This window comes from Bacteroides sp. HF-4919 (genome assembly GCF_018860125.1).
Genome location: NZ_JAHKNF010000006.1, coordinates 220,530 through 245,628, shown reverse-complemented (window position 1 = coordinate 245,628; position 25,099 = coordinate 220,530). Strand labels below are relative to the sequence as shown.

Annotated in this window: 19 protein-coding genes and 1 tRNA gene; 6 read left to right on the top strand and 14 right to left on the bottom strand. The window is 42.6% G+C overall.

The genetic code is table 11. The annotated features are described in order from the left end of the window. Positions 1 to 3 precede the first annotated feature (3 nt). From KO473_RS12415 to KO473_RS12400, 4 genes are read right to left on the bottom strand one after another with little or no spacing between them, the layout of a single operon-like run. A complete protein-coding gene (locus KO473_RS12415) occupies positions 4 to 1,302 on the bottom strand; it encodes a lytic transglycosylase domain-containing protein (RefSeq protein WP_032537329.1) in 1,299 nt (432 codons plus the stop codon). A gap of 24 nt (positions 1,303 to 1,326) precedes the next feature. Continuing rightward, positions 1,327 to 2,196: a DUF5683 domain-containing protein gene (locus KO473_RS12410; protein ID WP_005775474.1), complete on the bottom strand. Its 870-nt coding sequence runs from the start codon at positions 2,194 to 2,196 to the stop codon at positions 1,327 to 1,329. Then, positions 2,197 to 3,087, bottom strand: a complete 891-nt coding sequence (locus KO473_RS12405; RefSeq protein WP_005775476.1) for a ParB/RepB/Spo0J family partition protein — start codon at positions 3,085 to 3,087, stop codon at positions 2,197 to 2,199. Between the two features lie 8 nt (positions 3,088 to 3,095). Next, positions 3,096 to 3,863 carry a ParA family protein gene (locus KO473_RS12400; RefSeq protein WP_005784850.1) on the bottom strand — a complete coding sequence of 256 codons (768 nt, stop codon included), beginning with the start codon at positions 3,861 to 3,863 and terminating at the stop codon, positions 3,096 to 3,098. 504 nt (positions 3,864 to 4,367) lie between these two features. On the opposite strand from KO473_RS12400, the gene surE reads away from it, so the two are divergent. From surE to KO473_RS12385, 3 genes are all read left to right on the top strand, one after another. Next, a complete protein-coding gene (gene surE / locus KO473_RS12395; protein ID WP_005775478.1) occupies positions 4,368 to 5,135 on the top strand; it encodes a 5'/3'-nucleotidase SurE in 768 nt (255 codons plus the stop codon). Beyond that, positions 5,132 to 6,265 carry a lipid-A-disaccharide synthase gene (gene lpxB / locus KO473_RS12390; protein ID WP_122130280.1) on the top strand — a complete coding sequence of 378 codons (1,134 nt, stop codon included), beginning with the start codon at positions 5,132 to 5,134 and terminating at the stop codon, positions 6,263 to 6,265. The genes surE and lpxB overlap by 4 nt, the downstream gene beginning before the upstream one ends. An 88-nt stretch (positions 6,266 to 6,353) precedes the next feature. After that, entirely contained in the window at positions 6,354 to 7,094 is a 741-nt protein-coding gene (locus KO473_RS12385; protein ID WP_122130279.1) for a NigD-like protein, read from the top strand. A gap of 110 nt (positions 7,095 to 7,204) precedes the next feature. Here the strand turns inward: KO473_RS12385 and KO473_RS12380 are convergent, their stop codons facing one another. From KO473_RS12380 to rsfS, 3 genes are read right to left on the bottom strand one after another with little or no spacing between them, the layout of a single operon-like run. Continuing rightward, positions 7,205 to 8,044, bottom strand: coding sequence for a phosphatidate cytidylyltransferase (locus KO473_RS12380; protein WP_122130278.1), 840 nt, complete (start codon positions 8,042 to 8,044; stop codon positions 7,205 to 7,207). Between the two features lie 15 nt (positions 8,045 to 8,059). After that, a complete protein-coding gene (gene ftsH, locus KO473_RS12375) occupies positions 8,060 to 10,048 on the bottom strand; it encodes an ATP-dependent zinc metalloprotease FtsH (RefSeq protein ID WP_122130302.1) in 1,989 nt (662 codons plus the stop codon). A 48-nt stretch (positions 10,049 to 10,096) separates the two neighbouring features. Then, entirely contained in the window at positions 10,097 to 10,456 is a 360-nt protein-coding gene (gene rsfS, locus KO473_RS12370; protein ID WP_122130277.1) for a ribosome silencing factor, read from the bottom strand. Between the two features lie 302 nt (positions 10,457 to 10,758). On the opposite strand from rsfS, the gene KO473_RS12365 reads away from it, so the two are divergent. Next, positions 10,759 to 10,829: transfer RNA gene (locus KO473_RS12365), tRNA-Gln, on the top strand. 192 nt (positions 10,830 to 11,021) lie between these two features. On the opposite strand, the gene KO473_RS12360 is transcribed toward KO473_RS12365, so the two are convergent. The 3 genes from KO473_RS12360 to rsmA form a co-directional block, all read right to left on the bottom strand. Further along, positions 11,022 to 12,872 carry a DUF349 domain-containing protein gene (locus KO473_RS12360; RefSeq protein WP_122130276.1) on the bottom strand — a complete coding sequence of 617 codons (1,851 nt, stop codon included), beginning with the start codon at positions 12,870 to 12,872 and terminating at the stop codon, positions 11,022 to 11,024. A gap of 118 nt (positions 12,873 to 12,990) precedes the next feature. Next, a complete protein-coding gene (gene mgtE / locus KO473_RS12355) occupies positions 12,991 to 14,331 on the bottom strand; it encodes a magnesium transporter (protein ID WP_122130275.1) in 1,341 nt (446 codons plus the stop codon). Between the two features lie 74 nt (positions 14,332 to 14,405). Beyond that, on the bottom strand, positions 14,406 to 15,248 hold the full coding sequence (gene rsmA / locus KO473_RS12350; RefSeq protein WP_122130274.1) for a 16S rRNA (adenine(1518)-N(6)/adenine(1519)-N(6))-dimethyltransferase RsmA: 843 nt from the start codon (positions 15,246 to 15,248) through the stop codon (positions 14,406 to 14,408). A gap of 70 nt (positions 15,249 to 15,318) precedes the next feature. On the opposite strand from rsmA, the gene KO473_RS12345 reads away from it, so the two are divergent. Both KO473_RS12345 and KO473_RS12340 read left to right on the top strand, forming a co-directional pair. Next, complete coding sequence (locus tag KO473_RS12345; protein WP_181996026.1) at positions 15,319 to 16,299, top strand: lysylphosphatidylglycerol synthase transmembrane domain-containing protein; 981 nt, start codon at positions 15,319 to 15,321, stop codon at positions 16,297 to 16,299. Between the two features lie 203 nt (positions 16,300 to 16,502). Continuing rightward, positions 16,503 to 17,960 (top strand): aminoacyl-histidine dipeptidase, encoded by a 1,458-nt coding sequence (locus KO473_RS12340; protein WP_122130272.1) that lies wholly within the window; start codon positions 16,503 to 16,505, stop codon positions 17,958 to 17,960. 629 nt (positions 17,961 to 18,589) lie between these two features. Here KO473_RS12340 and KO473_RS12335 read toward each other — a convergent pair. Genes KO473_RS12335 through KO473_RS12320 form a run of 4 tightly spaced genes read right to left on the bottom strand, consistent with a single transcriptional unit; the run spans position 18,590 to position 24,938 of the window. Next, complete coding sequence (locus tag KO473_RS12335) at positions 18,590 to 20,272, bottom strand: hypothetical protein (RefSeq protein WP_122130271.1); 1,683 nt, start codon at positions 20,270 to 20,272, stop codon at positions 18,590 to 18,592. 22 nt (positions 20,273 to 20,294) lie between these two features. Beyond that, on the bottom strand, positions 20,295 to 21,446 hold the full coding sequence (locus tag KO473_RS12330) for a DUF4249 domain-containing protein (RefSeq protein WP_122130270.1): 1,152 nt from the start codon (positions 21,444 to 21,446) through the stop codon (positions 20,295 to 20,297). Between the two features lie 4 nt (positions 21,447 to 21,450). Then, entirely contained in the window at positions 21,451 to 24,201 is a 2,751-nt protein-coding gene (locus KO473_RS12325) for a TonB-dependent receptor domain-containing protein (protein ID WP_216035122.1), read from the bottom strand. Then, the gene (locus tag KO473_RS12320; protein ID WP_122130268.1) at positions 24,198 to 24,938 is read right to left on the bottom strand and encodes a hypothetical protein; all 741 of its coding nucleotides are present in this window, start codon (positions 24,936 to 24,938) and stop codon (positions 24,198 to 24,200) included. Before KO473_RS12320 ends, KO473_RS12325 begins: the two co-directional genes overlap by 4 nt. Positions 24,939 to 25,099: the final 161 nt, after the last annotated feature.

Here is a 25,099-nt window from a genome sequence, read left to right as displayed (position 1 = left end):
GATTTATTTGTATATTTTCAAACGTTTTCCTGCGGAAATGTTAGTTCCCCGCAGTCCGTTCCAACTTTGAAGATCTTTTACGCGTACACCATATTTTGCTGCAATAGCTCCCAAGGTGTCTCCATTTTTGATTTTATAATATGTGGGTGTACCATTGCCTGCTTTGGCAGAGCTACCTTTCCTTCTGGAAGCAGGACTGTCATTTTTAATGGCTACTGTACGCCGGTTTTTGAATAATTCGTCGGCACGGTGGGCGTAAATAGTGTCCTGGCGATCGATGAACGAACTTACAGCGTTTTGTGGAAGGCGCAAAGTATAAGATTTGCTTTCACCCGGGATTATCTCTTTTTTGTATTGTGGATTGAGACTTCTGATTTGATCCATCGGAACATTGCACAAGTCGGCAATCTGTTGGAAGTGAAGGTTTTTGTTTACCTGAATCGTATCGGTGCTTTCCGGAATATCGGTTTCCATCGGACAGATATTATGATCGCAGTAATAGGTCATTACATAGTTGGCTGCTATAAATGCCGGTACATATCCTCTTGTTTCTTTGGGCAAGTAGTTATAGATGCTCCAATAATCGGTTTCTCCTCCTGCACGGCGGATGGCTTTGTTGATGGTGCCCGGTCCGCAATTGTATGCTGCGATCACAAGATTCCAGTCATGATAAATATCATATAGATCTTTCAGGTAGCGTGCTGCTGCCCAAGTTGCCTTTATCGGGTCACGACGGTCGTCCACCAGGCTGTTCGATTCCAGCCCGTACATTTTGCCGGTTCCTATCATGAACTGCCACAAACCTCCTGCACCTGCGCGTGATACTGCCGACGGGTTCAGAGCCGATTCGATGATAGGTAAATACTTCAGTTCCAATGGCAGATTATACGCATCGAGAGCTTCTTCGAAGATAGGCATGTAGAAGTTGCAGGCACTCAGCATAAAAGATACCTGATTTCGCAGGCGGCCGGCATACATATCGATGAACTTACGTACGATTTCGTTGTATGGCATCTCCATTACGGTCGGCATGCGCGATAAGCGGTCGATATATACGGAGTCACTGAACAACGGATTGATTTCCGCCGTACTGCAATCTTTTCCTAAGTCAATGTAGTTTTTGGCTTTCCAGTCGTTGAGCAGACTATCGAGGGGATAAGTCATACTTTTCGGAAGCTCGATGCTTTCCTGGCGTTCTTTGCCGTTGTCGCGAATCACTACGTCTACACTCTGTGCGTTTACCTTTGGGGTGGCAAACAAAAACAATAAAATCAGGGGGCAATAGTTTGCTAATTTCTTCATTCTTATTTGTTCAATCTTCATGGGTTAAAATCTGAGGCTGCATTGCACGCCTACCGACTTACTGCCGGGTTGTAACGGGTTATTATTTATAATAGTAGGTTCCACCCTCATGCTTAGGTCGGGTGATATGTCGAAATTGGATAACTCCGCGTCTACATAGGCGTCGATAACGGAAATCAGATATACGCCGATGACAGCGAATATACTGAGGTCACGATAGCGGCGGTACGTATCTTTCCGTTTGCGGAGTATATCTTTCAGTTGGGTATCGGTATAATTGTGATTCGGCGGAAGTAAATCCTGATAGCTGTTCGTATTTGGATTATTGTCCATAATATCCATATAAGCTTGAGCATAGTCCTTATACATTTTCCCGTTCCAGCTTAATGCATAGGCGCATCCGGCGAATCCACCATATATAATAGGTAGTTTCCAGTATTTGCGGTTATATATCTGTCCGCCACCCGGAAACACGATGGCATACCAGGTTGCTTTCGTCGGGTTAGGTACGAACATTTTTTTAGGCATGATGGGAGGCGGCAGGCTATCTGTCTTTACGACTGACGGAATGATAGGTGTTTCTATCTTTTCCAGGTTCTGCCGGTTGACTTCCTCAAGGCTGTCTGCCGTAACAATGGCGGGTTTCCGGTTTTCCAAACTGTCTATCGGCGGGAGGATAACCGCTTTATCCACTTTCACACTGTCGGCGACCGGCGAAGAAACTACCGGTTCACGATGGCGGCGTGCCCGTGCTTTAGGGGCCTCGCGGACCGGAGAGATGGAATCCTGGACTGTTTTTACAGGCTCCTGTGCATACACATCAATCCCTGCTACCTGAAAGAAACAGAGAAGCAGGGCAATGTATAGCTGATATGTTTTACTTTTTTTCGTCATTTATTTCTTCAGTGAGTCGAAGATTTCCATGATACGTTCCAGTTCCTCTTCATTACTAAAAGGAATACTGATCTTCCCTTTGCCCTTTTCAGAGCAAGTCAGTTGTACCTTGGTGTTAAAGAATCCCGATAGATGTTGTTTCAGCATGTTGAACTCCTCGGGCAGTTTGGCCCGCTTCGGGGTAATCTTTTTGGTTCCGCTCTTCACGGCTTCTCCTTCGCTCAGTGATTTTACTATTTCTTCTACTTTGCGGACAGAGTATCCGTGTTCCAGAATTTCTTCGAAAATTTTAACTTGTAGTTTCGGGTCGCCCAGTGTGATCAATGCCCGGGCATGTCCCATGTCTATCTGTTTGTTCTGCAATGCCATTTGTATCGGTGCAGGCAATTTGAGCAGACGCAGATAGTTGGCAATGGTTGTGCGTTTCTTGCCGACACGTTCACTTAACCGCTCCTGTGTCAGGTCATATTGCTCTATCAAGTGTTGGTAAGCCAGTGCGATTTCTACCGAATTAAGATCCTCGCGCTGTATATTTTCTATCAGCGCCATCTCCATCACGTTTTCATCATCGGCTGTGCGGATGTATGCAGGAATCGTATCCAGTCCGGCTTTCTGTGAAGCGCGGTAGCGACGTTCCCCGGCAATGATCTGGTACTCGTCGTCCGAGACTTTGCGCAGGGTGATGGGTTGGATAATTCCTATTTCCCTGATCGAATCGGCCAACTCTTCCAGTGCCGTTTCATCAAATTCGCGACGCGGCTGGTTGGGGTTGACGGAGATTTTCGACAGTTCTATTTCGTTAATAGACGAAGAACCTTCGGTTTTCACCTCCTCCATGGAGAGCAGGGCGTCGAGCCCGCGGCCTAATGCATTTCTTCTTTGTGTTGCCATATCTTCGTTTATTTACTATTTCTGCTTATTAGTTCCTTAGCCAGTGCCAGGTGATTTTTTGCTCCGGTAGATTCTGCATCATATAAGATGGTGGGCAGTCCGTAACTGGGTGCTTCACTGAGCTTCACGTTACGCTGGATGACGGTTTTGAACACCAGTTCCTGAAAGTGGCGTTTCACTTCGTCATAGATCTGGTTGGCTTGGCGCAGGCGTGAGTCGTACATCGTCAGCAGGAAGCCTTCTATTTCGAGTGCCGGGTTCAGTTTTGATTTGATAATCTTGATGGTATTCAGCAGTTTGCTGATTCCCTCGAGGGCAAAGTATTCTGCCTGTACGGGGATAATCACCGAGTCTGCTGCCGTCAGGGCGTTGATTGTGATCAATCCCAGCGAAGGAGAACAGTCTATCAAAATATAATCATACTCTTCCTTTAACGGGGTCAGCACTTCTTTCAGTATCTTTTCGCGGTTTTTGAGATTTAGCATTTCAATTTCGGCGCCTACCAGATTGATGTGCGATGAAATGACTTTCAGCGAATCAATTTCAGTGTCATGAATAGCGTCCTGTACGTTGGCTCTGTCGATAATGCATTCGTAGATAGTACATTCGGATTGCTTGATGTCGACTCCCAATCCGGAAGAGGCATTTGCCTGTGGGTCTGCATCAACAACCAGTACTTTCTTTTCAAGCGTAGCCAGCGAAGCTGCGAGGTTAATCGTAGTCGTTGTTTTTCCTACACCACCTTTTTGATTGGCCAAAGCAATTATTTTTCCCATATTATCTAAATTTATTGGCAGCGAAATAAGTGATAAATCCTCAGAGCGCCTACTAAAAAATAGAAACTTTGCTTAATCTGTTGATAAGTCACCTGTTTTGTTAATAACTGCCAGGCGAGATACGGGCATTTTTTCTCTTTTTAGCTCGCAAATATACGTATTAAAATTGAATATCAATTCCTTTTTTTACTCACTTGCAGAAGATTAAGATTTGTAAACGGGTAGTCTGCATGGCTAACCATCAGATGGTTTCAAGACTTCCATTAAGAGTTAGCTGATAAAACATCCCCATGTTTTTGATAACAAGATCCCCATGTTATATCTAACAACATCCGGATGTTATTGTGAAGAACATCCGGATGTTTTCCACTCTTGCTTCTTATCTGTTGTGAGTACAATATTAATAGACCTTCGCTTTCCTATTTGGTTCTGTTGTCGATACAAGTTCTTTTTGCTACTTTTGTGCATTTCGAAAACATAAAATAATAGATAAGGTAAGATTGTATGGAAAATAAAAGGCCTTTGATCCTCGTTTCCAATGACGACGGTATTATGGCAAAAGGTATTAGCGAACTGATTAAATTTCTTCGTCCGCTGGGCGAAATCGTAGTGATGGCTCCTGACGCTCCCCGTTCCGGCAGTGGATGTGCATTGACGGTGACACAGCCGGTGCATTATCAGTTATTAAAGAAAGATGTGGGGTTGACTGTTTATAAGTGTTCCGGTACGCCGGCCGATTGTATAAAACTGGCGCGAAATCAGATACTTGACCGTGAACCCGATCTGGTTGTCGGTGGGATTAATCATGGTGACAATTCTGCTACCAATGTACACTACTCCGGCACGATGGGGGTTGTAATCGAAGGTTGCCTTAACGGGATTCCTTCTATCGGGTTTTCTATTTGTGACCATGCCCCCGGAGCTGATTTTGATGCTGCAGGACCTTATGTGCGGAAAATAGCGGCAATGGTTCTTGAGAAGGGACTTCCGCCACTGACTTGCCTCAATGTGAATTTTCCCAATACTCCGGAACTGAAGGGAGTGAAAATCTGCGAACAGGCCAAAGGGCACTGGAGCGGAGAGTGGCAGGCCTGTCCACGGAGAGACGATACGAATTATTATTGGCTGACCGGAGAGTTTATCGATCACGAACCGGAGAACGAGAAGAACGATCATTGGGCGTTGGCCAACGGATATGTAGCCATCACACCGACGGTAGTGGATATGACTGCTTATCATTTTATGGACGAATTGAAATCCTGGGAATTATGAAATACTATCTGATTGTTGGCGAAGCCTCGGGCGATTTGCACGCTTCTCACTTGATGGCTGCACTGAAAGAGGAGGATCCGCGGGCTGAATTCCGTTTCTTTGGCGGTGATATGATGGCTGCTGTAGGAGGAACGATGGTGAAGCATTATAAGGAGCTGGCTTACATGGGCTTTATTCCTGTATTGCTGCATCTGCGAACCATCTTTGCCAACATGAAGAGATGTAAGGAGGACATCGTGGCATGGTCGCCGGATGTTGTTATTTTGGTGGATTATCCGGGCTTTAATCTCGATATTGCCAAGTTTGTGCATGCGAAAACGAAGATTCCGGTTTACTACTATATTTCTCCCAAGATTTGGGCATGGAAAGAATATCGCATCAAAAATATAAGAAGAGATGTAGATGAGCTTTTCTCCATTCTCCCTTTTGAGGTTGAGTTCTTTGAGGGGCATCAATACCCGATTCATTACGTTGGTAATCCGACGGTGGATGAAGTTACCGCTTTCAAGGCTGCAAATCCGGAAACATTTGCCGATTTTATCAGTGATAATGAGTTAGCGGATAAGCCTATCATTGCTTTGCTTGCCGGAAGCCGGAAGCAGGAGATTAAGGATAATCTCCCCGATATGATCCGGGCAGCCTCGGCTTTTCCGGATTATCAGCTTGTGCTGGCTGCCGCTCCCGGCATTTCTCCGGAATACTATGCTGAATTCGTAAAAGGGACAAATCTGCAAGTAATCTTTGGCCGGACTTACCGCTTGCTTCAACAGGCGGATGTCGCTTTGGTGACATCCGGAACTGCCACTCTTGAGACGGCACTTTTCCGCGTACCGCAAGCGGTTTGCTATCATACTCCCGTAGGGAAGCTGGTGTCTTTCCTCCGGAAACATATCTTGAAGGTGAAGTTTATCTCGTTGGTCAATTTGATTGCCGGGCGGGAAGTAGTCAAGGAATTGGTAGCTGATACGATGACGGTGGAGAATATGCGGAACGAGCTGAAACGTTTGTTGTTTCAAGAAGACTATCGACGGAAAATGTTGGATGGTTATGAAGAAATGGCACGGTTGCTCGGACCGGCAGGAGCTCCGAGGCATGCTGCCCGCGAAATGGTGAAATTGCTTAAAAAATAGTTTTTTATTCAATAATAGGACAGAAACCGGTGCAGTAAATGCCCGGTTTTTTTATTTATAGGGTAAAAGGAATAAATTAAGAATAGATATGAAAAGAGTTAAACTACTTTGGGTGGCAATGCTGATGCTGATACTGCCGGCATTGCAGTCGTGTGATGACGGTAGCGGTTATTCATTGGGTGATATAGCAAGAGATTGGGCTACAGTCCGGGTAGTCGGTGGCGATACTTATGCACTGAATGCCGACCACTGGGGAAGTCTTTGGCCTGCTGCGACCGCGATTCCGGGCTATAGGCCGATAGACGGACAGCGTGTGATTACTTATTTCAATCCTCTTTATGATAATTATGGAGGATACGATCATGGGGTAAAAGTAGAGTGTAACTATGACGTCCTGACCAAACAAATAGAGGACCTGACTGCCGACAATGAAGCGGAAATAGGCAATGACCCTGTTCTTGTATATAAAGATATGATGTGGATTGGAGGCGGATATCTGAACATCATTTTTCGCCAGTGCTTACCGGCCAAAGAAAAACATCGCTTCAGTCTGGTTCGCGATACGCGAAACATGACTAAAGATGGTGATGACGGGTATATCCATTTGGAATATCGTTATAATACGTATGGTGATGTGACTAAGCGTTGTTTAAACGGTGCGGTATCTTTTAATTTGAATTCGTTGGATCTGACTGGTAAGAAAGGCATTAAAGTGAAACTGAATTCTGTTGAAAACGGAGAAGTTGAGGTAGTCTTTGATGTAAAAGAACAGCCGATACCCGAGGGTGCAAAGAATATAGAGCTTTCAAACGAAGTTCAGGTAATGTAAAAAGGGTGAGTTGTAAATGACGGGCTACAAACGGAAGTTTCGCTATATTCTGCGAGATGCTTTACGTTTGTAGCCCGTTTTTATTTGCGGCTATTATTTTTTTATCGATTTTAGAACAGGGTCAGTGCATATAAGTAGACAACTCCTGCCGGTATGGCCATAAGCGAACTGTCGAAGCGATCGAGCATACCACCGTGTCCCGGCAAAATGCTTCCAGAATCTTTAATTTGCAATTGACGTTTCAGAAGTGACTCCGTTAAGTCTCCCCAAGTTCCGAAAATAACAACGACCAGTGCCAACCCGGCCCACTCAGCCCAAGTCATGACCGGAAAGAAATAGGCAAATGCAAACGAAGCGGCAATGGCTACGATACCGCCGCCGATAGAACCTTCCCATGACTTCTTCGGAGAAATACGTTCGAATAAACGATGCTTGCCAAACAGAGAGCCAAAGCAGTAGGCGCCCGTATCATTCAGCCATAGAAATACAAATATGGAAAGCGGTAATATCGGATTATAAGAGACGCTGGTTGTTTCCGGATCATTTTGGAAAGCAAGTACATTCAGTAAAGCAAAAGGGAGAGCGATATACACTTGGCTCAACATGGAATAAGCCCAGTTGAGTACCGGATTCTTTTTCTTAAGGTATAGTTCGCTTACCATCAGGTAAATGAGCAATACCAGATAAGGAATGAATATTTTGGAATCGGCAGCATCGATACAGAATCCCATGAGAGCAAGAAATAGATAAGCCCCTCCCAGCATGGTGATGGTCCGGTTGATGGCTACTTCCCCCGATTGATTGACAAGATGGCCGAACTCACGTATGGTCAAAGCACTGACAATAACGAAAAGTGTCCCGAAAGCCAGTGGATCGTACAGTATACAACCCACTATGATGGCTACAAATAATATTCCTGTTATGGCGCGTTGTAAAAAGTTGTTCTTCAAGGTGCTGTTACGTTTTTAGTTTTGTGATGCCGCCGGTTCTTGTTGCGTATTATCTTCTTGCGACTCTGTTGCTTGTGGAGTATCGGTATCTTCTCCATCCGTAGAGTGGGCGGTATTTTCTTGTTTGCTATTGGCTGCCATGATCTCTTCCGAACGGGAAGCCCAAGGACGTTTACCGAAGATACGTTCTACGTCTTCGGCAAAGATCACTTCTTTATCGATCAGTAGCTGCGCCAATTCGTTGTGCTGCTCTTTGTGTTCCGAGAGGATTTGTTTGGCACGTTCATATTGTTCGTTAACCATTCTTTTCACCTCTTCGTCAATCAGTTCGGCAGTCTTTTCGCTATACGGACGTTGGAACGAATACTCATCATTATTATAATAGCATAAGTTCGGCAACTTTTCACTCATTCCCAGGTAGGCGATCATGCCATAAGCCTGTTTGGTCACACGTTCAAGGTCATTGGCAGCTCCACTGGATACGCGGCCAATGAAGAGATCTTCTGCTGCGCGTCCTCCCAGAGTGGCACACATCTCATCGAGCATTTGCTCTTTGGTGGTAATTTGCCTTTCTTCCGGCAGATACCATGCAGCTCCCAATGCGCGTCCACGAGGAACGATGGTTACCTTAATCAATGGGTTGGCATATTCCAATAACCAAGAGATGCTTGCGTGTCCGGCTTCATGCAAAGCAATAGAGCGGCGTTCGGCTTCCGTGGTGATTTTGGTTTTCTTTTCAAGTCCACCGATGATACGGTCTACAGCATCCAGAAAATCCTGTTTGCCTACGAATTTCTTTCCATGTCGTGCAGCTATCAGGGCTGCTTCGTTGCATACGTTTGCAATGTCAGCTCCCGAAAATCCGGGGGTTTGACGGGCAAGCAGATCTACATCTACTGTATCGTCTATCTTGATGGGTCGCAAATGCACACCAAATACTTCCTTACGTTCGTTAAGATCCGGTAAATCTACATGAATTTGCCGGTCGAATCGTCCGGCACGGAGTAATGCTTTATCGAGTACATCCACACGGTTAGTGGCTGCCAGAATAATAACACCGCTGTTTGAGCCGAAACCGTCCATTTCAGTTAGCAGCTGGTTCAACGTGTTCTCACGTTCATCATTGCCGCCCATCGCAGGATTCTTGCCTCGGGCACGTCCTACGGCATCAATCTCATCGATGAAAACAATACAGGGAGCCTTTTCCTTAGCCTGTTTGAAAAGGTCGCGTACGCGGGATGCACCTACACCGACAAACATTTCAACGAAATCGGAACCGGCCAAAGAGAAGAAAGGTACATTGGCTTCACCGGCTACAGCCTTTGCAAGCAATGTTTTACCTGTTCCCGGAGGGCCTACCAACAAGGCGCCTTTAGGAATTTTACCTCCCAAATCCGTATATTTCTGGGGTTCTTTCAGGAATTCGACAATCTCTTCTACTTCCTGTTTGGCTTCTGCCAGTCCGGCTACATCTTTAAATGTCACTTTGATGGATCCACCTTTCTCAAAAAGTTGTGCTTTCGATTTTCCTACGTTGAATACGCCACCTGCTCCACCACTGGCACCACTGCCCATGCGGCGCATGAAGAATATCCACAAGGCGATCAGAAAGACAATCGGCAGCACATTCCAAAGTATTGCGCTGAAATAGTCTTTCTTTTTATCATAGCTGACAGAGCCGTCAAAATGTGTTTCTTCTTTCTCCTTTTGCAGGAAGTTATCCAGATTTTCGCGTGAAGGAGCTTCGGTGGTAATCATCGGATTCCGGCCTACACGTGTAGAATCTTGTTTGAATACAGCTCCTACATACTGTGGTTTAATATAAATTTCAACTGAGTTATCATCATAGCCAATCACTTTACTGACATACCCGTCACGTACGTATTGCTGGAATTCATCGTAAGAGATGTTCTTGTTAACAGAACTGTTTCCGTTAGCGAAATACAGCCCTAAAAGCATCAGGGCGATAATCATATACATCCAGTTCAGGTTGAACTTGGGCATATTTACTTTATTGTTGGTTTTCTTGCTGTTATTGTCCATACTGATAGATTAATCAATGTCGGGAATAGTAATTAGCTTGGCATCTGCCCATAGGTGTTCCAAATTATAAAAGTTTCTGGCCTCCGGCAGGAATACGTGTACTAATACGTCAGAAAAGTCCATAGCGACCCACTCTGCATTTCGTTGTCCGTCGATGGCAGAGGGTTTAGTGCCGGCACCTTTTCGGGTAAATTCTTTTATGGAATCTACGATGGCAACGACCTGGCTGGGGGAGTTCCCCTGACAGATTACAAAGTATTTGCATATCGTGTCGTCAATGTTTGTCAGATCTGCTATGACAATGTTTTTACCTTTTTTTTCTTGTATACCTTCGGTTATCTTTTCTATTAATACTTTCGTTTCGTTCATTTATAGGTTGAAATTAAATAATCAATGTTTAGTTTCTGTTTATAACAAGGAAGGGGTATTCTTTGTTTTCCTGTCATAAACGTGATATTTTTTACAAATATACGCTGATTTATTGTATCAAGGAAAGTTATCTGCTAAATCTATTTCATTTTTTGTTTTTTTTTAGGGATGCATCTATTTGGAATCTGGTGTATTAGATATTTTTTTGCAAAAAAAGAGCGAAAAGTGTTTGTGATTAAAAAAAACTTTGTACCTTTGCAACCGCAAACGAGAAACAAAGGATGTAGATCGTTAAGCAGCATTGGGCTATGGTGTAATGGTAACACTACAGATTCTGGTCCTGTCATTTCTGGTTCGAGTCCAGATAGCCCAACATATTATCCTTATAAACAAGTGAAACCCCCTCTAAAACCGTAGTTTTAGGGGGATTTTTTTTTGTCCGGTTAGGCCTATCCGATGAAAGTTGACAGCTATTCGGTGACATTCTCGGTGACAGAGAAAAAAGCGAATCAAAGGGGCTTATGCTCTCAGATTCGCTTTACATAAAACTTAAAATTATTTTCTTTTATTCTTCTTTGATTGATTCATCAATTACCTTTATTTTCTGCAATACTAATTCCAGATCAGCTTTGAGCTTTTCTACCTTACGGTTGATTTCGGTCAAAAGGCTGTTTCCCTTTTTGGAAGAGGTAGTGAGGAAGCCCAAGTTGTTTTCATAGGTCTGGAGCTCACTTTTCATATTCTCGTACGTGCGAACCAATTTTTCACGTTCACGGTAAAGAGATTGCGAACCTCCACTTTGAATATTACCGATAGAAGATTTGAAATTACTCAGTTTCTTGTTCGATGCACTGATATTGAATCGGTCGAAAAGCTGGTCAATCAAACCGTGATATTGCTTATAAAGCTTATCTTTCTCTTTGAAAGGAACATGGCCGATGTTATTCCATTCTTTCATCAATTCACGAACTTCTTTGCTTGCTTCATCAGCGTCTGTTGTTTCGTCAATTGAGGTTAATTGGGCTATGATTGCTTTTTTCTTTTCCAGGTTTTCTTGTTCTACAGAACGTTGGGAAGAGGTGGCTTTGCCCTTTTGTTCAAAGAAGTAATCACATGCAGTGATGAAACGTTTCCAGACTGCATCCGAATATTTTTTGGAAACAGGACCGATTGTTTTCCATTCTTTTTGTAGTTTAGTCAGGATTTCGGCTGTTTCTTTCCAATCGGTACTATCTTTCAGTGCCTCTGCCTTTTCGCATAATGCTTTTTTCTTTTCCAGATTGGCATTCATGCCCTCTTTCAGAGATTTGAAAAATTCTCCTTTCTTCTTGAAGAACTCATCGCAAGCTTTACGGAAACGCTCAAAGATCTTCACGTTCATTTTTTGTGGAGCGAAACCGATTGTTTTCCATTTGTTTTGCAGGGCGATTACTTCTTGCGTCTTAGTTTCCCATGCAGCAAATGTTTTCAGTTGATCGAATTCGATTGCTTCTACTATTTCGCAAATAACTGTTTTCTGATCCAGATTATGTTGTTCGCTCTCTTTTAGCGCTTCAAAATGTTGCTGATGGCGACGATTAACAGCCGTAGAGGCTGCTTTGAAGCGGTTCCATATTTCGTCACGCAATTCTTTGGCAACCGGGCCGGTATCGCGGAACTCTTGATGTAGTTTCTGTAATTGATGGAAAGCGGAGACTACATCTTGTTCGTCAGCCAGTTTCTCTGCAGCCTCACAAAGGTGTGTCTTGATTTCCAAGTTCTTCTTGAAATCATATTCCCTGAATTCATTATTCAGTTTTAATATATCGTAGAACTTCTCGACATACAGTTGATAATTCTTCCACAACTCGTTTACTTTAGCCTGTGGTACCAGCTTTACTTCATTCCACTGTTGCTGTAGCTTTTTAAATTCATTGTAGGATTTATTGGCGTCATCGGGTGATTCCACCAGTTCTTTTAATTCTTCGATAATCGACAGCTTGACCTGAAGATTCTCTTCTTTCTGTTTTTCAATCTCAGCAGCCAAAGCACTTCTCTTCTCTTTGATGGCTGCCATTAAATTTTTGAATTCTTCTTCTACGCCGTTAGGCTGTGCAATAAATTCATCTTCGGCACCACCATTTTCTACGAATAACTTTTTCGCAGCCTCGAGTTCGGCATTATGAATTTTATAGAAAGTCTGCTTCAAACCATCCAGTTCCTGTTTACTTGCATTTTCAGCATCTTGGGCAACTTCTTTTAATCGGGACAGCACTTCTTCTTTTGTGTTCAGTTTTGAACCTGATTCGGTTGATTTTTCAGCAATCGTTTCTTCAGCCGGAGTTTCTGTAATCTCTTCAGAAACCTCAACTGCTTTTTTTTCTTCTTCTAATTCCCCTTGTTTTAAAGGTTGGTTAGTGTCATGAGAGTCCATCATTGTATATTCGTTTTTAGGAAAACAGGATTTGTCTTTAAATCCATTAGGTCACAAATTAATGAAATAAAATGATTACTTCATACTATTTTCCTTTATTTTTTTTCATTATAGCCGTTTTTTACGATAATAACACCGTAATTCCCATGTACATCATCATACCAATGATGTCATTTGTTATGGCAATAAACGGTCCTGTAGCTATGGCAGGATCTATTTTCATCTTTTCCAGCGTCATTGGAACCAGAGTACCGAAGATGGAGGCAAACATCACTACTGAAAACAGGCTGATGGATACCGAATAAGTAACAGTGGCCGTCGCACCGAAACGAATGAAATTATAGGTATATACCAGTAAAGAGATGATTGTGGCATTAATCAAGGCAACTACAGCTTCTTTGCTGACTTGCTTGAACGTGTTTTTAGCATCGAGAGAACTGTTTGCCAAGCCTTGTACGACGAGTGCCGATGATTGAGTTCCCACATTTCCACCCGTACCTCCAATTAACGGTATGTAAAGAGCCATCTCGGGATGTGCGGCGAAAGTAGAATCAAAATTACCCAATATCATAGAGTTACCTATGCCACCAATCATACCGATTAATAGCCAGGGCAAGCGGGCTGTAGTCTGACGAAGTACATTGTCGTCTGTTTCTACATCCTGCGAGAGACCGGATGCCAATTGATAGTCGCGCTCCGATTGTTCACGAACCTCGTCCATGACATCGTCGACGGTAATCTGTCCTACCAGCCGACCGATGCTGTCGAGAACGGGGATAGCAACCAAGTCATACTTTTCGATAATTTGTGCCACTTCATCGATAGGTGTATCTGCGTGTACGGAGATTGGGTCTTTCTGCATCACATGTTTTACTTTGGATACAGAGGGTGACGTAATCATCTTTTTCAGTGGAAATATTCCGCGGAGACGTTCGTCATCGTCTATCACGTACACATAGTAGATGTCATCAAGTTCTTCTGCCTGTTGACGCATCTCTTTCAGGCATTCGGGCATACTCCAGTTTTCGTTGACTGTTACCATTTCCGTACCCATCAGACCACCGGCGGTATTCTCGTCATATTTCAACAGGTCGACAATGTCTCCTGCCTGTTCGATGTCTTCAATGTGCGAAAGTACTTCTTCCTGCTTGTCTTCATCCAGTTCGCGCATCAAATCTACGGCATCGTCCGTATCCATATAGTCAACGAAACGTTTGGCAATGGTTTCTGATGGCAGGATGTCAAGAAACTCTTTACGAACATCCTCGTCCATTTCTACAAGTACGTCCGCGGCAGTTTCATTATCAAGTAATCGATAGACGAAGCGGGCTTCTTCCGGATTCAATTCGTTACATAACTCTGCTATATCGGCAGGGTGTAGATCAATAAGAAGCTCTTTTACTTTATCGGCATCTTTTTCTCCGATAAGTTCTTTTACGTTGTCAATGTATTCTTCGTTCATAATTGCATCCTTACCTGCTTCCTGTAAATCGAGGAAGACACGTTTAGTATACTACGTTTCCTAACTATGTTTGTTCAGTCCGATAATCCGGCTTCCCGATTTTGGCTTTCTTTTGGAGAAGTTGTTTTTATCGGAGATTTCAGTGCTTGCTCCACCTGGTTTGTCAGGTCTATAAACTCCTGTACCGAGAGTTGCTCAGGACGTTTGTTGAATAGAACGTCTTCTGTCAACGGGCAATCTTTACCCAAGATCGGTTTGATGGAGTTTCGTAATGTCTTTCGACGCTGGTTGAAAGTTGTTTTCACTACCTGTTTGAATAGTTTCGGATCACAACCAAGATCTTGTACTTCGTTGCGTGTCATTCGTATGACTGCACTCTTCACTTTTGGAGGTGGATTGAACACATGTTCACTTACAGTGAAAAGATATTCTACATGATACCAGGCTTGTATCAGAACGCTGAGAATGCCATACGTTTTACTGCCCGGCCCGGCCGCAATGCGTTCGGCTACTTCTTTTTGGATCATTCCTGTACAGCAAGGAATCAAGTCTTTGTTATCCAACATTTTGAAAAATATCTGGCTGGATATGTTATATGGATAGTTTCCGGTTAATACGAACGGATGTCCGTCAAATAAGCGTTGCAGGTTCATTTTCAGGAAGTCATCCTCAATGATGTTGTCTTCCAATGACGGATAGGCTTCTCGCAAATAGGCTACTGATTCGTAGTCTACCTCTACAACTTTTACCAACCGTTCTTTTTTAACAAGAAACTGAGTGAGCACACCCATTCCCGGTCCAACTTCCAAAATCGGTAAATCGGGGAATGTATCTACTGTATCGGCAATGTCCTGTGCCACTTTCAGGTCTTTCAGGAAGTGTTGTCCGAGAAACTTTTTAGGCTTTACTAATTTCATTTATCAACTAAATAACTACTTTTGCAGCTGACAAAGGTAATTCTTTTAAATGAAGAATAAAGAATTAGGGATGAAGAAACTAATAAAAAAGGCGCTGAAACTTATCTTACCATTGGTTTTGGGAGGCTTTATCTTATATTGGGTCTATCGTGACTTCGATTTTGTAAAAGCCGCGGAGGTTTTGCAACACGGCACAAACTGGTGGTGGATGGCTTTTTCACTTCTTTTCGGCATATCGGCACAAGTGTTTCGTGGTTGGCGTTGGCGTCAGACGCTGGAACCTTTGGGAGTATTTCCCCGAAGAAGGGATTGTGTTGACGCCATTTTTATTTCGTATGCAGCCAGTTTGGTGGTACCGAGGGTAGGAGAAGTGAGCCGGTGTGGGATACTTGCAAAATACGATGATGTTTCCTTTGCTAAATCTTTAGGAACTGTGGTAACCGAACGTTTGGTAGATACACTGACTATTCTTTTGATTACCGGTGTCACGGTTTTGTTGCAAATGCCTGTATTTGTCACCTTTCTTGAACAAACCGGTACGAAGATTCCTTCATTGATGCATTTACTTACATCTGTTTGGTTCTATATTATTCTGTTTTGTGGAATCGGGGTTATTGTTCTATTTTATTATCTGGTTCGTACCCTTTCTTTTTTCGAAAAAGTGAAAGGAGTTGTACTGAATGTTTGTGAAGGCATTATGTCACTGCGGAATGTGAAAAATCTTCCGCTTTTCCTGCTTTATAGCTTTTTGATTTGGCTCAGCTATTTTCTCCATTTTTATTTTACTTTCTATTGTTTTGCTTTTACGGCACATTTGGGACTGCTTGCTGCATTGGTCATGTTTGTCGGAGGAACATTTGCCGTAATTGTTCCTACTCCGAATGGGGCCGGTCCGTGGCATTTTGCAGTGATCACCATGATGATGCTTTATGGGGTAAATGCGACAGATGCCGGAATATTTGCATTGATCGTCCACGGCATTCAAACCTTATTGGTCGTTTTATTAGGCATTTACGGGTTGGCGGCTATCTCCTTTCTCCGACGAAAATAATATTTGCTGATAACAATTGTGTTTCAGGAAATGCGCTTTGCTGACTTAAAACAATATGTGTGTTATTGCTATACATATTTAATCTGTAAATCCGGTTTTTGAACTTTTTTTATTTGAATTTCTTTCGGTAATTCTTTCTTTTCCATTCTTTTTAGTAGCTTTGACCTTTAGAAATTGATTTAAAACCTATAAATAATTCATTTATGAGCACAATTCTTGATTTAGCTCCACAAAATGTGTGGAAACACTTCTATTCTTTGACACAGATTCCGCGTCCGTCGGGACATATGGAAAAAATAACCGGGTTTCTGGTAAATTTTGGTAAAGGTCTCGGTCTGGAAACCTTTGTAGACGATGCCGGCAATGTGATTATCCGTAAACCTGCTACTCCGGGGATGGAAAATAGAAAAGGAGTAATCCTTCAGGCACATATGGATATGGTACCACAGAAAAACAATGATACTGTTCACGATTTTGAGAAAGATCCGATTGAAACTTATATAGATGGTGAATGGGTGAAAGCTAAAGGTACTACACTTGGAGCCGATAATGGTTTGGGAGTAGCTGCTATCATGGCTGTTCTTGAAGATCAGAATCTGAAACACGGACCGTTGGAAGCTTTGATTACAAAGGATGAAGAAACAGGCATGTTTGGTGCTTTTGGTCTGAAACCGGGTACTGTGAATGGAGAAATACTGCTAAATCTCGATTCTGAAGACGAAGGTGAACTTTACATCGGCTGTGCCGGTGGTATGGACGTTACCGCATCTCTTGAGTATAAGGAAGTGGCTCCGGAAGATGGTGATATTGCCATTAAGGTAAGCTTGAAAGGTCTTCGTGGCGGTCATTCCGGACTGGAAATCAATCAGGGACGTGCCAATGCCAACAAATTACTGGTACGTTTTATGCGTGAAGCTGTAGCAAGTTATGAAGCTCGTCTGGCAACTTGGGAAGGTGGAAATATGCGTAATGCCATTCCTCGTGAAGCCCATGCAGTAGTAACTATCCCCGCTGAAAATGAAGAAGAACTATTGGGTTTAGTGAAGTATTGCGAAGATATTTTCAATGAAGAGTATAAAGCAATCGAAACTCCTATCAGCTTCACTGCCGAGCGGGTAGAACTGCCTGCAGGAGAAGTACCTGAAGAGATTCAGGATAATCTGATCGATGCTATTTTTGCTTGTCAGAATGGTGTGATGCGAATGATTCCTACAATTCCCGATACAGTAGAAACCTCTTCAAATCTGGCAATAATTAATATTGGTGGTGGAAAAGCTTCTTTCAAGATTCTGGCACGTAGTTCCAGCGACAGCATGAAAGAATGTCTGACTACCAGCCTTGAATGTTGCTTTTCTATGGCAGGTATGAAAGTGGAGATGACGGGAGGATATTCCGGATGGCAACCCGACATCGATTCTCCGATTCTGCATGCAATGAAAGAATCTTATAAAAAGCAGTTTGGTACAGAGCCGGAAGTGAAAGTTATTCATGCCGGGTTGGAATGCGGTATCATTGGGGCTATTATTCCTGGACTGGATATGATTTCATTTGGTCCTACACTGCGTTCACCGCACTCTCCTGATGAAAGAGCCTTGATTCCGACTGTGCAGAAATTCTATGATTTTCTGGTTGCTACATTAGAACAGACACCGATTAAATAAAGGTTCATCTGTGAATATACGAATGAGAGGCAAGCGTTACAAGCGTTTGCCTCTCTTCTTTTTTAAGGATCTCTTTTTGTTTTCCTGTTTCATGACGACTTGTCATCCGAATGCAGAATTGTCAATGGCAACCTGCCTTTCTGACTTTATTTATGTCCGGTTTTGTCATATGATTGCCAATAGAAACCGATTTTCTTGATATATATCAAGAAATATGTTTTAAAACACATTTTTCTTCCTTTTTTGAGTACAACGTACCTATTTAGGTCCTACTTTTGTGTTGTAAAATATAAGAATTAGGATAACATAGCTTTTAGGTAACAGTTTTTTTAGGTAAAAAGATTATGAAGATTGTAAGAAGTTTATTAAAGAATTTGGCAAATGCCAATCCTAACATCTGGGGATATGTAACGCTTTAAGCGTTTTCCCCTTTAAGTTTTCGATGTGTGTTTATTAATTAAGGTAATTATTATTAGTATTTGAAGCAATGAAAAAAGTAGTAATGCATCTGCTGGAAAGATGTTTAAGAGAAGCCGGCAGAAATGAAATGATGAAGTGGGGATACACTAAGTAAAAGTGTTCCCCACTTTTTTTATTGGGGAGTTACTTCACCCATTGGACTGCGAGGGTCATTCTCCAACCCGAAAACTCGCTTCACCTCGGATTGCTTCTCCTTGGTGCGTAAAGCCTTCCACCACTACTTTAAATTCTCCTTCAAGGTCGGATGTGTAAAAAAGGAGTGTGGTAGCTTTTCCCTTTTCTGTTTTTACGGAGGGGTTCCAGTATAATGTATGCCGGAAATCCGGTTTGCGCGATTTTCTGTCAACCTCGTTTTTGTACTCGGGCATGCTGAATGCAACGGGCAATTGAGGACATTCATATACTGTCAGTTGCGAGTCGTCACTTAACTGTATGGAAGGCAGGTTTCCTTTTTGCGTGGTCAGGGAAATCATACATTCGAATGTTTCACCGCTAAAAGCATAGCGGCCATTATAGATATCGATTTTTTTCACCAATTTGGGGTTATACTTCAGAATATCTTCGTGATCGTGAATAGGAACACCATCCAATAACACTAATGTATTTCCGACATTGAATCTTTTTTCTCCCTCTTTGAGTACTTTTAGCCTGCGCTTACCATTCACTTTGCGTATTATCACGCTACGTACAAATTCTACAAAGGTTTCTGTCATCGTGCTGAATCTTGTGTATTCATCCAGATTGTAGTTCAGATAAGGTTGGAGCCCGTAACAAGATTGCAGAGGGATACCATGGTCAAGAGAATCGAGCATGACAACTTGTTGTAGCTGTATGCCTATGCTTCTTTCCAATAATCGTTTCTTATTTCGATAGAGTTTAAGTGGGGGGAGATTTTTCGGCAGATTCTCACAGAAAGGCGATAAAATATTCATTTGGTAAGATTCTCCATTAGCTCCCCATGCGGCAGCCACTATGTCATTGATTCCAAATATATTGCTTGTGTAGAATCGTGCATTCCCTTCAACGTCTACTTGTCCTTGTACATACCGGATATCTTTACCTACAAAAGCGATGTCTGCTGACACATGTTTATTCTGTATCTGTTTCAGTGTTTCTCCTTCGGGAGTTTGTATTTGTCCGCGGATGATATGTCCTTCATATTCCGGTACCCATTGACCGGAGAATGTGCCGGGCGTACTGGTAACTTGCTGTCTCCAGACAGATTCTTCGTGATGTGGAAGTATGACCAGTGAATCATTACGGCTTACCGAAACGATAAGGTCGGATACTTCTTCGGGCAGGCCATTAATGGTCAATTCTACAGGTTGGCGCATACTATACGACGGCCGGGAAGTGTTTATACGAATGTTTCCGTTCATAGCCGGTACTTCTTTCGGGTATGTTTCCGTAGAATCGGCTAATGTTATTGGGTCAGATTCCGCAATCCGGAAAGTGTTGATTATGGCAATCTGCTTTCGAAAAAAGATTTTTTCCCCTTCATTTCTCATATATTGTGTATATCCGCTTAACTCGTAAATACCTGAAGGAACATCAGCTGGAATCTTTATTTTTCCCGAACCGCTGCCATTGTCAAGTGCTAATTTTAACTGGGCCTGCGGGCGTTCGGCATTTGATATTTCTACGTATCCCACTTTGCTGAAAAAAGATGGTTGGAAGTGAGTGTCAGTGGTATAAAACTTGATCCAAACTTCTTCGCCGGCCAGATAGCACGTTTTGTCCGTATGTACATACACCCGTTCGTATAGTTCTTCCTGTGCCTGTGAAATCAGACAAAACAATGCAAAGAAATATAGTGTGAAGATTCGTTTCATGATTGTCTCCTTTCTTTTTAAGTTATTGGTGATCGTTGGGCCAGAACGAAGGTTTGTTTTTATTTCCTCCGTTATATTCACATTCTGTGCATCTTTGCAGCGTCCAGTTATCGATGTGTGTACCTGTTCCGACAGGACGATAGCCAGCCAGATATCTTGTCAGATAGGTGTTGTAGCCCATTTCGTTCAGATCATCGTCCGTCAGTTCTTCGCAATCTGTGTATCGGGGAGGACGTTCTATGTCATTGGGGCGAATATAGATTCTCTTTTCGACTATGTTTTTATAAACCCCGACATAGCCGATGGCTCTTCGCTCAGGCTGAGTGGTACAACTGAGATTTCCCTGAACTTCGGAAGGTTGTGGAGTAAAGATTCCTCCCATGTCTTCATTTTGTTGTTGTACATTCAGATAATATTCATACCCTGCTTTACTCAGTGTCCGTTGTTGTACCAGTACACTGTATAACACTGTAAATCTATCTCCTTTTACCGGTGCTTCAAACAGCTTATTGTTTATGATCCGGTTCTCTTTCAGTGATTGGGTTGAACTGATCAATATATTTCTGGATAATTCTTTTTTCCAGCAATAGAAGGTAGGGTAACTGCTGTCCTCGTAAATGCGGTTTGTTTCCGGATCGAAGTAACAAGTTGTCATGTAATTAGCTCTAATTTCCCAGTCTTCTTTGTAATTCCACATGTAATATTGGGTTTTTCCGGGATCACCATGTGTAGATACCCGGATGGTCAGTGGTTGTTCTTTTACAGGCTGTATCCATGAAACACTGTCTATTTCAGGGGTTTCCATCGGTTCGGAGGGAGAAGAGATATAAATCTCTCCATTATATTCTATTTCTACTCCATAAGATACGTTGTTCTGTAATTCCCCGATGCTGATTTGATATTTGCCTTCTCCGAGAGCCTTACCGGGATTACTCTGATAGCCGTCACTACCGGTTACAATGATTTTGGCCTCAATGTCTCGATAGTTTTCCGGGAATTCTTCGGACAGTGGGACACTTTTACTCAATGAAAAAACGACTTCCGTATTGGCAATGATGTCGCCGGTCACTACCAACAGTTCTTCGTCGGAAGTGGGAAGTTGTGCGTTAAATTCGGAGACACAACCTGTCAGGCAGAGCAGCAATAGATAGATAATATATTTTGATTTCAACATGGTGTTAGAATTTTATGTTATATGTAATGAAAGGAATCGGCACTCCGAAGATAGACATCTGGTACCCCTTTATCTGACCTTCTTCCGACACATAATAAACGGAATAAACATTTTTTCTTCCGGTGACGTTGTATATTCCGATAGAAATAGAACTATGCGTTAGTAACGTCAGGTGATGGCTGGGCTCTATATTGAAAGAGATGTCTGTACGAAAGTAGTCCGGTATACGGTATGAGTTTCGTTCCGTGTAATAAGCCCGCATCGATTGTGTCGACTCATCATAATATTGTCCGGCAGGAATGGTTGTCGGACGTCCCGTGCTGTAGTCCACATTGATTGACATACTGTAGCGGTGCGTAAATTTGTAGTTACCTACAAACTTGAAATCATGAGGCTTATCATATTCCGTAGGATACCAGTCACCGTTGTTTACCGGTTTTTCGATCCGTTTGTCATTCTGCCTCAAGAATGTACGCGAATAGGTATAACTCATCCAACCGTTCAGTTTTCCAACCTGTTTTTTTACCTGCAGTTCCACACCGTAGGCATGTCCCTGCGTGTTGATAACATCAGTTTCAATATGGTGGTTCATTAGCAGTTTGGCTCCTCCGCGATAGTCCAGATAGTCGGACATCCGCTTATAATAACCTTCCACTGAGTATTCCCAGATACCGTTCGGAGAATTCAGGTAAAGTCCTGCCGCAGCTTGCCAACCTTTTTGAGGTTTAATGTTGACATCACTCAGTTTCCATGTGTCGGTTGGCGACATGATGACAGTATTCGACAGTTTATGTATATATTGCCGCATCGAGTTAAATCCTGCTTTAATTGAAAAATCATCCGTGAAGGAGTATCGTGCGGATAGCCGGAATTCGGGTCCGTGATAGGTTTTCATCACCTTTCCTGTTCCGGCAATGATAGTATCTGTTATAGTCGATTCATGTGGGAGTGTACCCGGTTCATATTTATAATACGAACGTGGCCCTAACGCATTGAATAGTGAATAGCGGATTCCTGCGTTGACTGACAGTTTTGGAGTGATTTCCCATTCATCACCCAAATAGAACGCTGTTTCCAGAGCTTTATCTTTTTGCAAAGCATCCTTTTTCACCAGTGATTCACTTCCTTTCGGTTCGTAAGTTCCCGAATTGATATTGTACAGCATTGATTTAAAACCAAAGTTTAATGTATTATTACCGGTCAGTTTGTTTGTAAAATCTGCCTTAACGAAATATTGATTAATGTCAAACGATAGCTTATATGCGCTTGAAGCATTGACCGTCTCCCGGTTATTGTAGTCGTAGTGATCGTATCCGGCCGAGAAATATCCCACCAGTCTCTCATTAAATACAGCCCTCCATCGTGCTGAGGCATTAAGGTTGTTGTAACCGTATTTTTCGTTTGAGTTGAAAGCAAAGCGGTCATGGCTATAATATCCGTAGATATTAAGGTTGTGTTTATCGTTGAACTTATGTGCCACAATGGCGCCCAGATCATAAAAACCGGCGGTGCCGTCTTTGTAACCGCTTTTTTCCGGAAGTTGTTTCATAATCCAGTCGGAATATGTAGTACGTCCGCTTAGTAAGACAGATGTCCTGTCTTTGATGACCGGAATCTCCAGATTCAGCTTGCTTGTCACCAGTCCGATACCCGCCGAACCTGTAAATTTTTCTTTATTGGCCTCTTTGCCGGTGATATCCAGAATAGATGAGATACGTCCGCCATATTGTGCGGGGATACTGCTTTTATATATTTCGGCCTCTTTCACCATGTCCGAATTGAAAGCGGCGAAGAAGCCAAATAAGTGGTTGGGGTTATAAATGGTTCCGTCATTAAGTAAAATCAGGTTTTGGTCGGTAGCTCCACCACGTACGTTGAATCCGCTTGAAGCTTCACCTACTGTTTTTACTCCCGGCAAGGCTTGTACCATCTTCAGAATGTCCACTTCCCCCAAAGCCATTGGGATATTTTTCAGTTGTGTAGGGCGCAAAGTCTCAGCTCCCAGCTGTGTGCTCTTTACATTCTGTATGCGTCCGGAAGTAATGGTTACTTCGTCCAGCATATGTGCACTCTCTTCCAATTCTATATTGAGTGTTCCGTCACTGAAAAGCATGATTTGACGTCGTGTATCTTTTACATTCAGTCCTTTTATGTCCAATTGCTTATGTCCGGTAGGAAGCTCAAGGGTAAAGTTACCCTTTGCGTCTGTTATTGTCGCTATCCATGGGTCCTTTAAAATCAAGTTGATACCGATCATGGGCTCACCGGTTTTAAAGTTAGTCACTTGCCCTTTGAGTGTCGCTTTCCGGGGCCGTTGTTTGATCCGTACATCTCCTACATTATATACTTTGTTTTCTGAAGATGCTTTTTCCGGTTCGTCTCTCAGATAAGTATATACATCCCCATAGTAACCTTCATCTTTTTCCGGTTCGCCTGTCAGTGTGGGAGGCAATAGTGTGATAAGTTCCTGTTCTTTCAGCACGAATAAAATGTTCCCATATACCGATAGTTTATAGGGTGTCGGTGCCAGTGCTTCTTTCAACTGCCGTAAAGGCGTAGTCCTTCCTCTTACCAATACCTTGAAGGAGGTATCAATGGTAGTATAAATTCTGTAGGATGTATTTTTCTCCATTGATTCCAGTAGGGTATCAATGGTCATACTGTCGGCAGGAAGTGAGAGCGGCTGTTGTGCCACTGCTTGTTGCGGCCACCAGAATAACAGGGGCAGCATCCATAGGTATGTATTCTTTTTCATCGTGTCTGTTTGGGGGCTATCAATTCTTCACAATAGTTTGTAAGGGCTGTCAGGGAGGCGTCAGTATCATGACGGAAGTTTAGCTTCTGTTTTCGTACATAGTGGCTTATCAGTTTACGCTGTTCCGGAAAGATCCTGGCAAACGTCTTTTTGTTACTGACGGAATAATATACTCCGTTGTACTCCAGATAATATTTTGCTTTGTACGTGAAATATTCAGTCTGGTGTTTGCCGGTTTTTATTATTTTTTCCGCACTGATATGAGCAATATAATATTTTTTGCGTGCCAATAGTCTCAATTCTTTTCCATTGTGCAGTAATTCGTAAAATCCTTTGTCCAGATTTGTATTTGACGTTGGACGGAAGTAGATGAATGTAGCATTGTGTAGTTTTACCTGTTCGATTCCTTCGTTATTAATAATAATGCTATGGCGGCTACCGGGATTCAGAGCCGAAAGTTGGTCTTTGTACAAATCCAGGTGAAGGGCCAGACCCGGATACCGGTTACCTCTGAAGATGATCTCTCCGGAAGTAAATTCGTCACTTTGAAAATAAGGGAGATTTTCGTATTGAGCAAGACTGTACGTAAATTCTATTTCACCATTATAAATGGTTGCATGGTCTCCTGCCGCTTTCAGATAACTTTCTATCGGATGGGTTTGTGAGTAGATTGCTTCTCCATTGAATAATAATGCGGTAATCGCCAGCATATACTTCAAGTAATGTCTGTTTTTCATAAGATGTTGTGTGTTGGTTTGTGATTAGATTAATGGTTGTGATTACAAAGTTAACTAAAAAAGTCTTGTCGTTTTTAGTTTTGTGTTAAAATACATTAATACTACTCTTGCTGATTATGGAAATATGCCCGATCTGTTCTCTTTTTTTATAAGAAAAAGAA

What these genes read in the sequence shown, in the direction of transcription:
- KO473_RS12325 (WP_216035122.1), bottom strand. Translation starts at nt 24,201, where the DNA reads ATGAAAAAGAATACATACCTATGGATGCTGCCCCTGTTATTCTGGTGG.
- lpxB (WP_122130280.1), top strand. Translation starts at nt 5,132, where the DNA reads ATGAAATACTATCTGATTGTTGGCGAAGCCTCGGGCGATTTGCACGCT.
- KO473_RS12335 (WP_122130271.1), bottom strand. Translation starts at nt 20,272, where the DNA reads ATGAAACGAATCTTCACACTATATTTCTTTGCATTGTTTTGTCTGATT.
- KO473_RS12410 (WP_005775474.1), bottom strand. Translation starts at nt 2,196, where the DNA reads ATGACGAAAAAAAGTAAAACATATCAGCTATACATTGCCCTGCTTCTC.
- KO473_RS12320 (WP_122130268.1), bottom strand. Translation starts at nt 24,938, where the DNA reads ATGAAAAACAGACATTACTTGAAGTATATGCTGGCGATTACCGCATTA.
- mgtE (WP_122130275.1), bottom strand. Translation starts at nt 14,331, where the DNA reads ATGAACGAAGAATACATTGACAACGTAAAAGAACTTATCGGAGAAAAA.
- ftsH (WP_122130302.1), bottom strand. Translation starts at nt 10,048, where the DNA reads ATGCCCAAGTTCAACCTGAACTGGATGTATATGATTATCGCCCTGATG.
- KO473_RS12345 (WP_181996026.1), top strand. Translation starts at nt 15,319, where the DNA reads ATGAAGAAACTAATAAAAAAGGCGCTGAAACTTATCTTACCATTGGTT.
- surE (WP_005775478.1), top strand. Translation starts at nt 4,368, where the DNA reads ATGGAAAATAAAAGGCCTTTGATCCTCGTTTCCAATGACGACGGTATT.
- KO473_RS12400 (WP_005784850.1), bottom strand. Translation starts at nt 3,863, where the DNA reads ATGGGAAAAATAATTGCTTTGGCCAATCAAAAAGGTGGTGTAGGAAAA.
- rsmA (WP_122130274.1), bottom strand. Translation starts at nt 15,248, where the DNA reads ATGAAATTAGTAAAGCCTAAAAAGTTTCTCGGACAACACTTCCTGAAA.
- KO473_RS12415 (WP_032537329.1), bottom strand. Translation starts at nt 1,302, where the DNA reads ATGAAGAAATTAGCAAACTATTGCCCCCTGATTTTATTGTTTTTGTTT.
- KO473_RS12405 (WP_005775476.1), bottom strand. Translation starts at nt 3,087, where the DNA reads ATGGCAACACAAAGAAGAAATGCATTAGGCCGCGGGCTCGACGCCCTG.
- KO473_RS12385 (WP_122130279.1), top strand. Translation starts at nt 6,354, where the DNA reads ATGAAAAGAGTTAAACTACTTTGGGTGGCAATGCTGATGCTGATACTG.
- rsfS (WP_122130277.1), bottom strand. Translation starts at nt 10,456, where the DNA reads ATGAACGAAACGAAAGTATTAATAGAAAAGATAACCGAAGGTATACAA.
- KO473_RS12360 (WP_122130276.1), bottom strand. Translation starts at nt 12,872, where the DNA reads ATGATGGACTCTCATGACACTAACCAACCTTTAAAACAAGGGGAATTA.
- KO473_RS12340 (WP_122130272.1), top strand. Translation starts at nt 16,503, where the DNA reads ATGAGCACAATTCTTGATTTAGCTCCACAAAATGTGTGGAAACACTTC.
- KO473_RS12330 (WP_122130270.1), bottom strand. Translation starts at nt 21,446, where the DNA reads ATGTTGAAATCAAAATATATTATCTATCTATTGCTGCTCTGCCTGACA.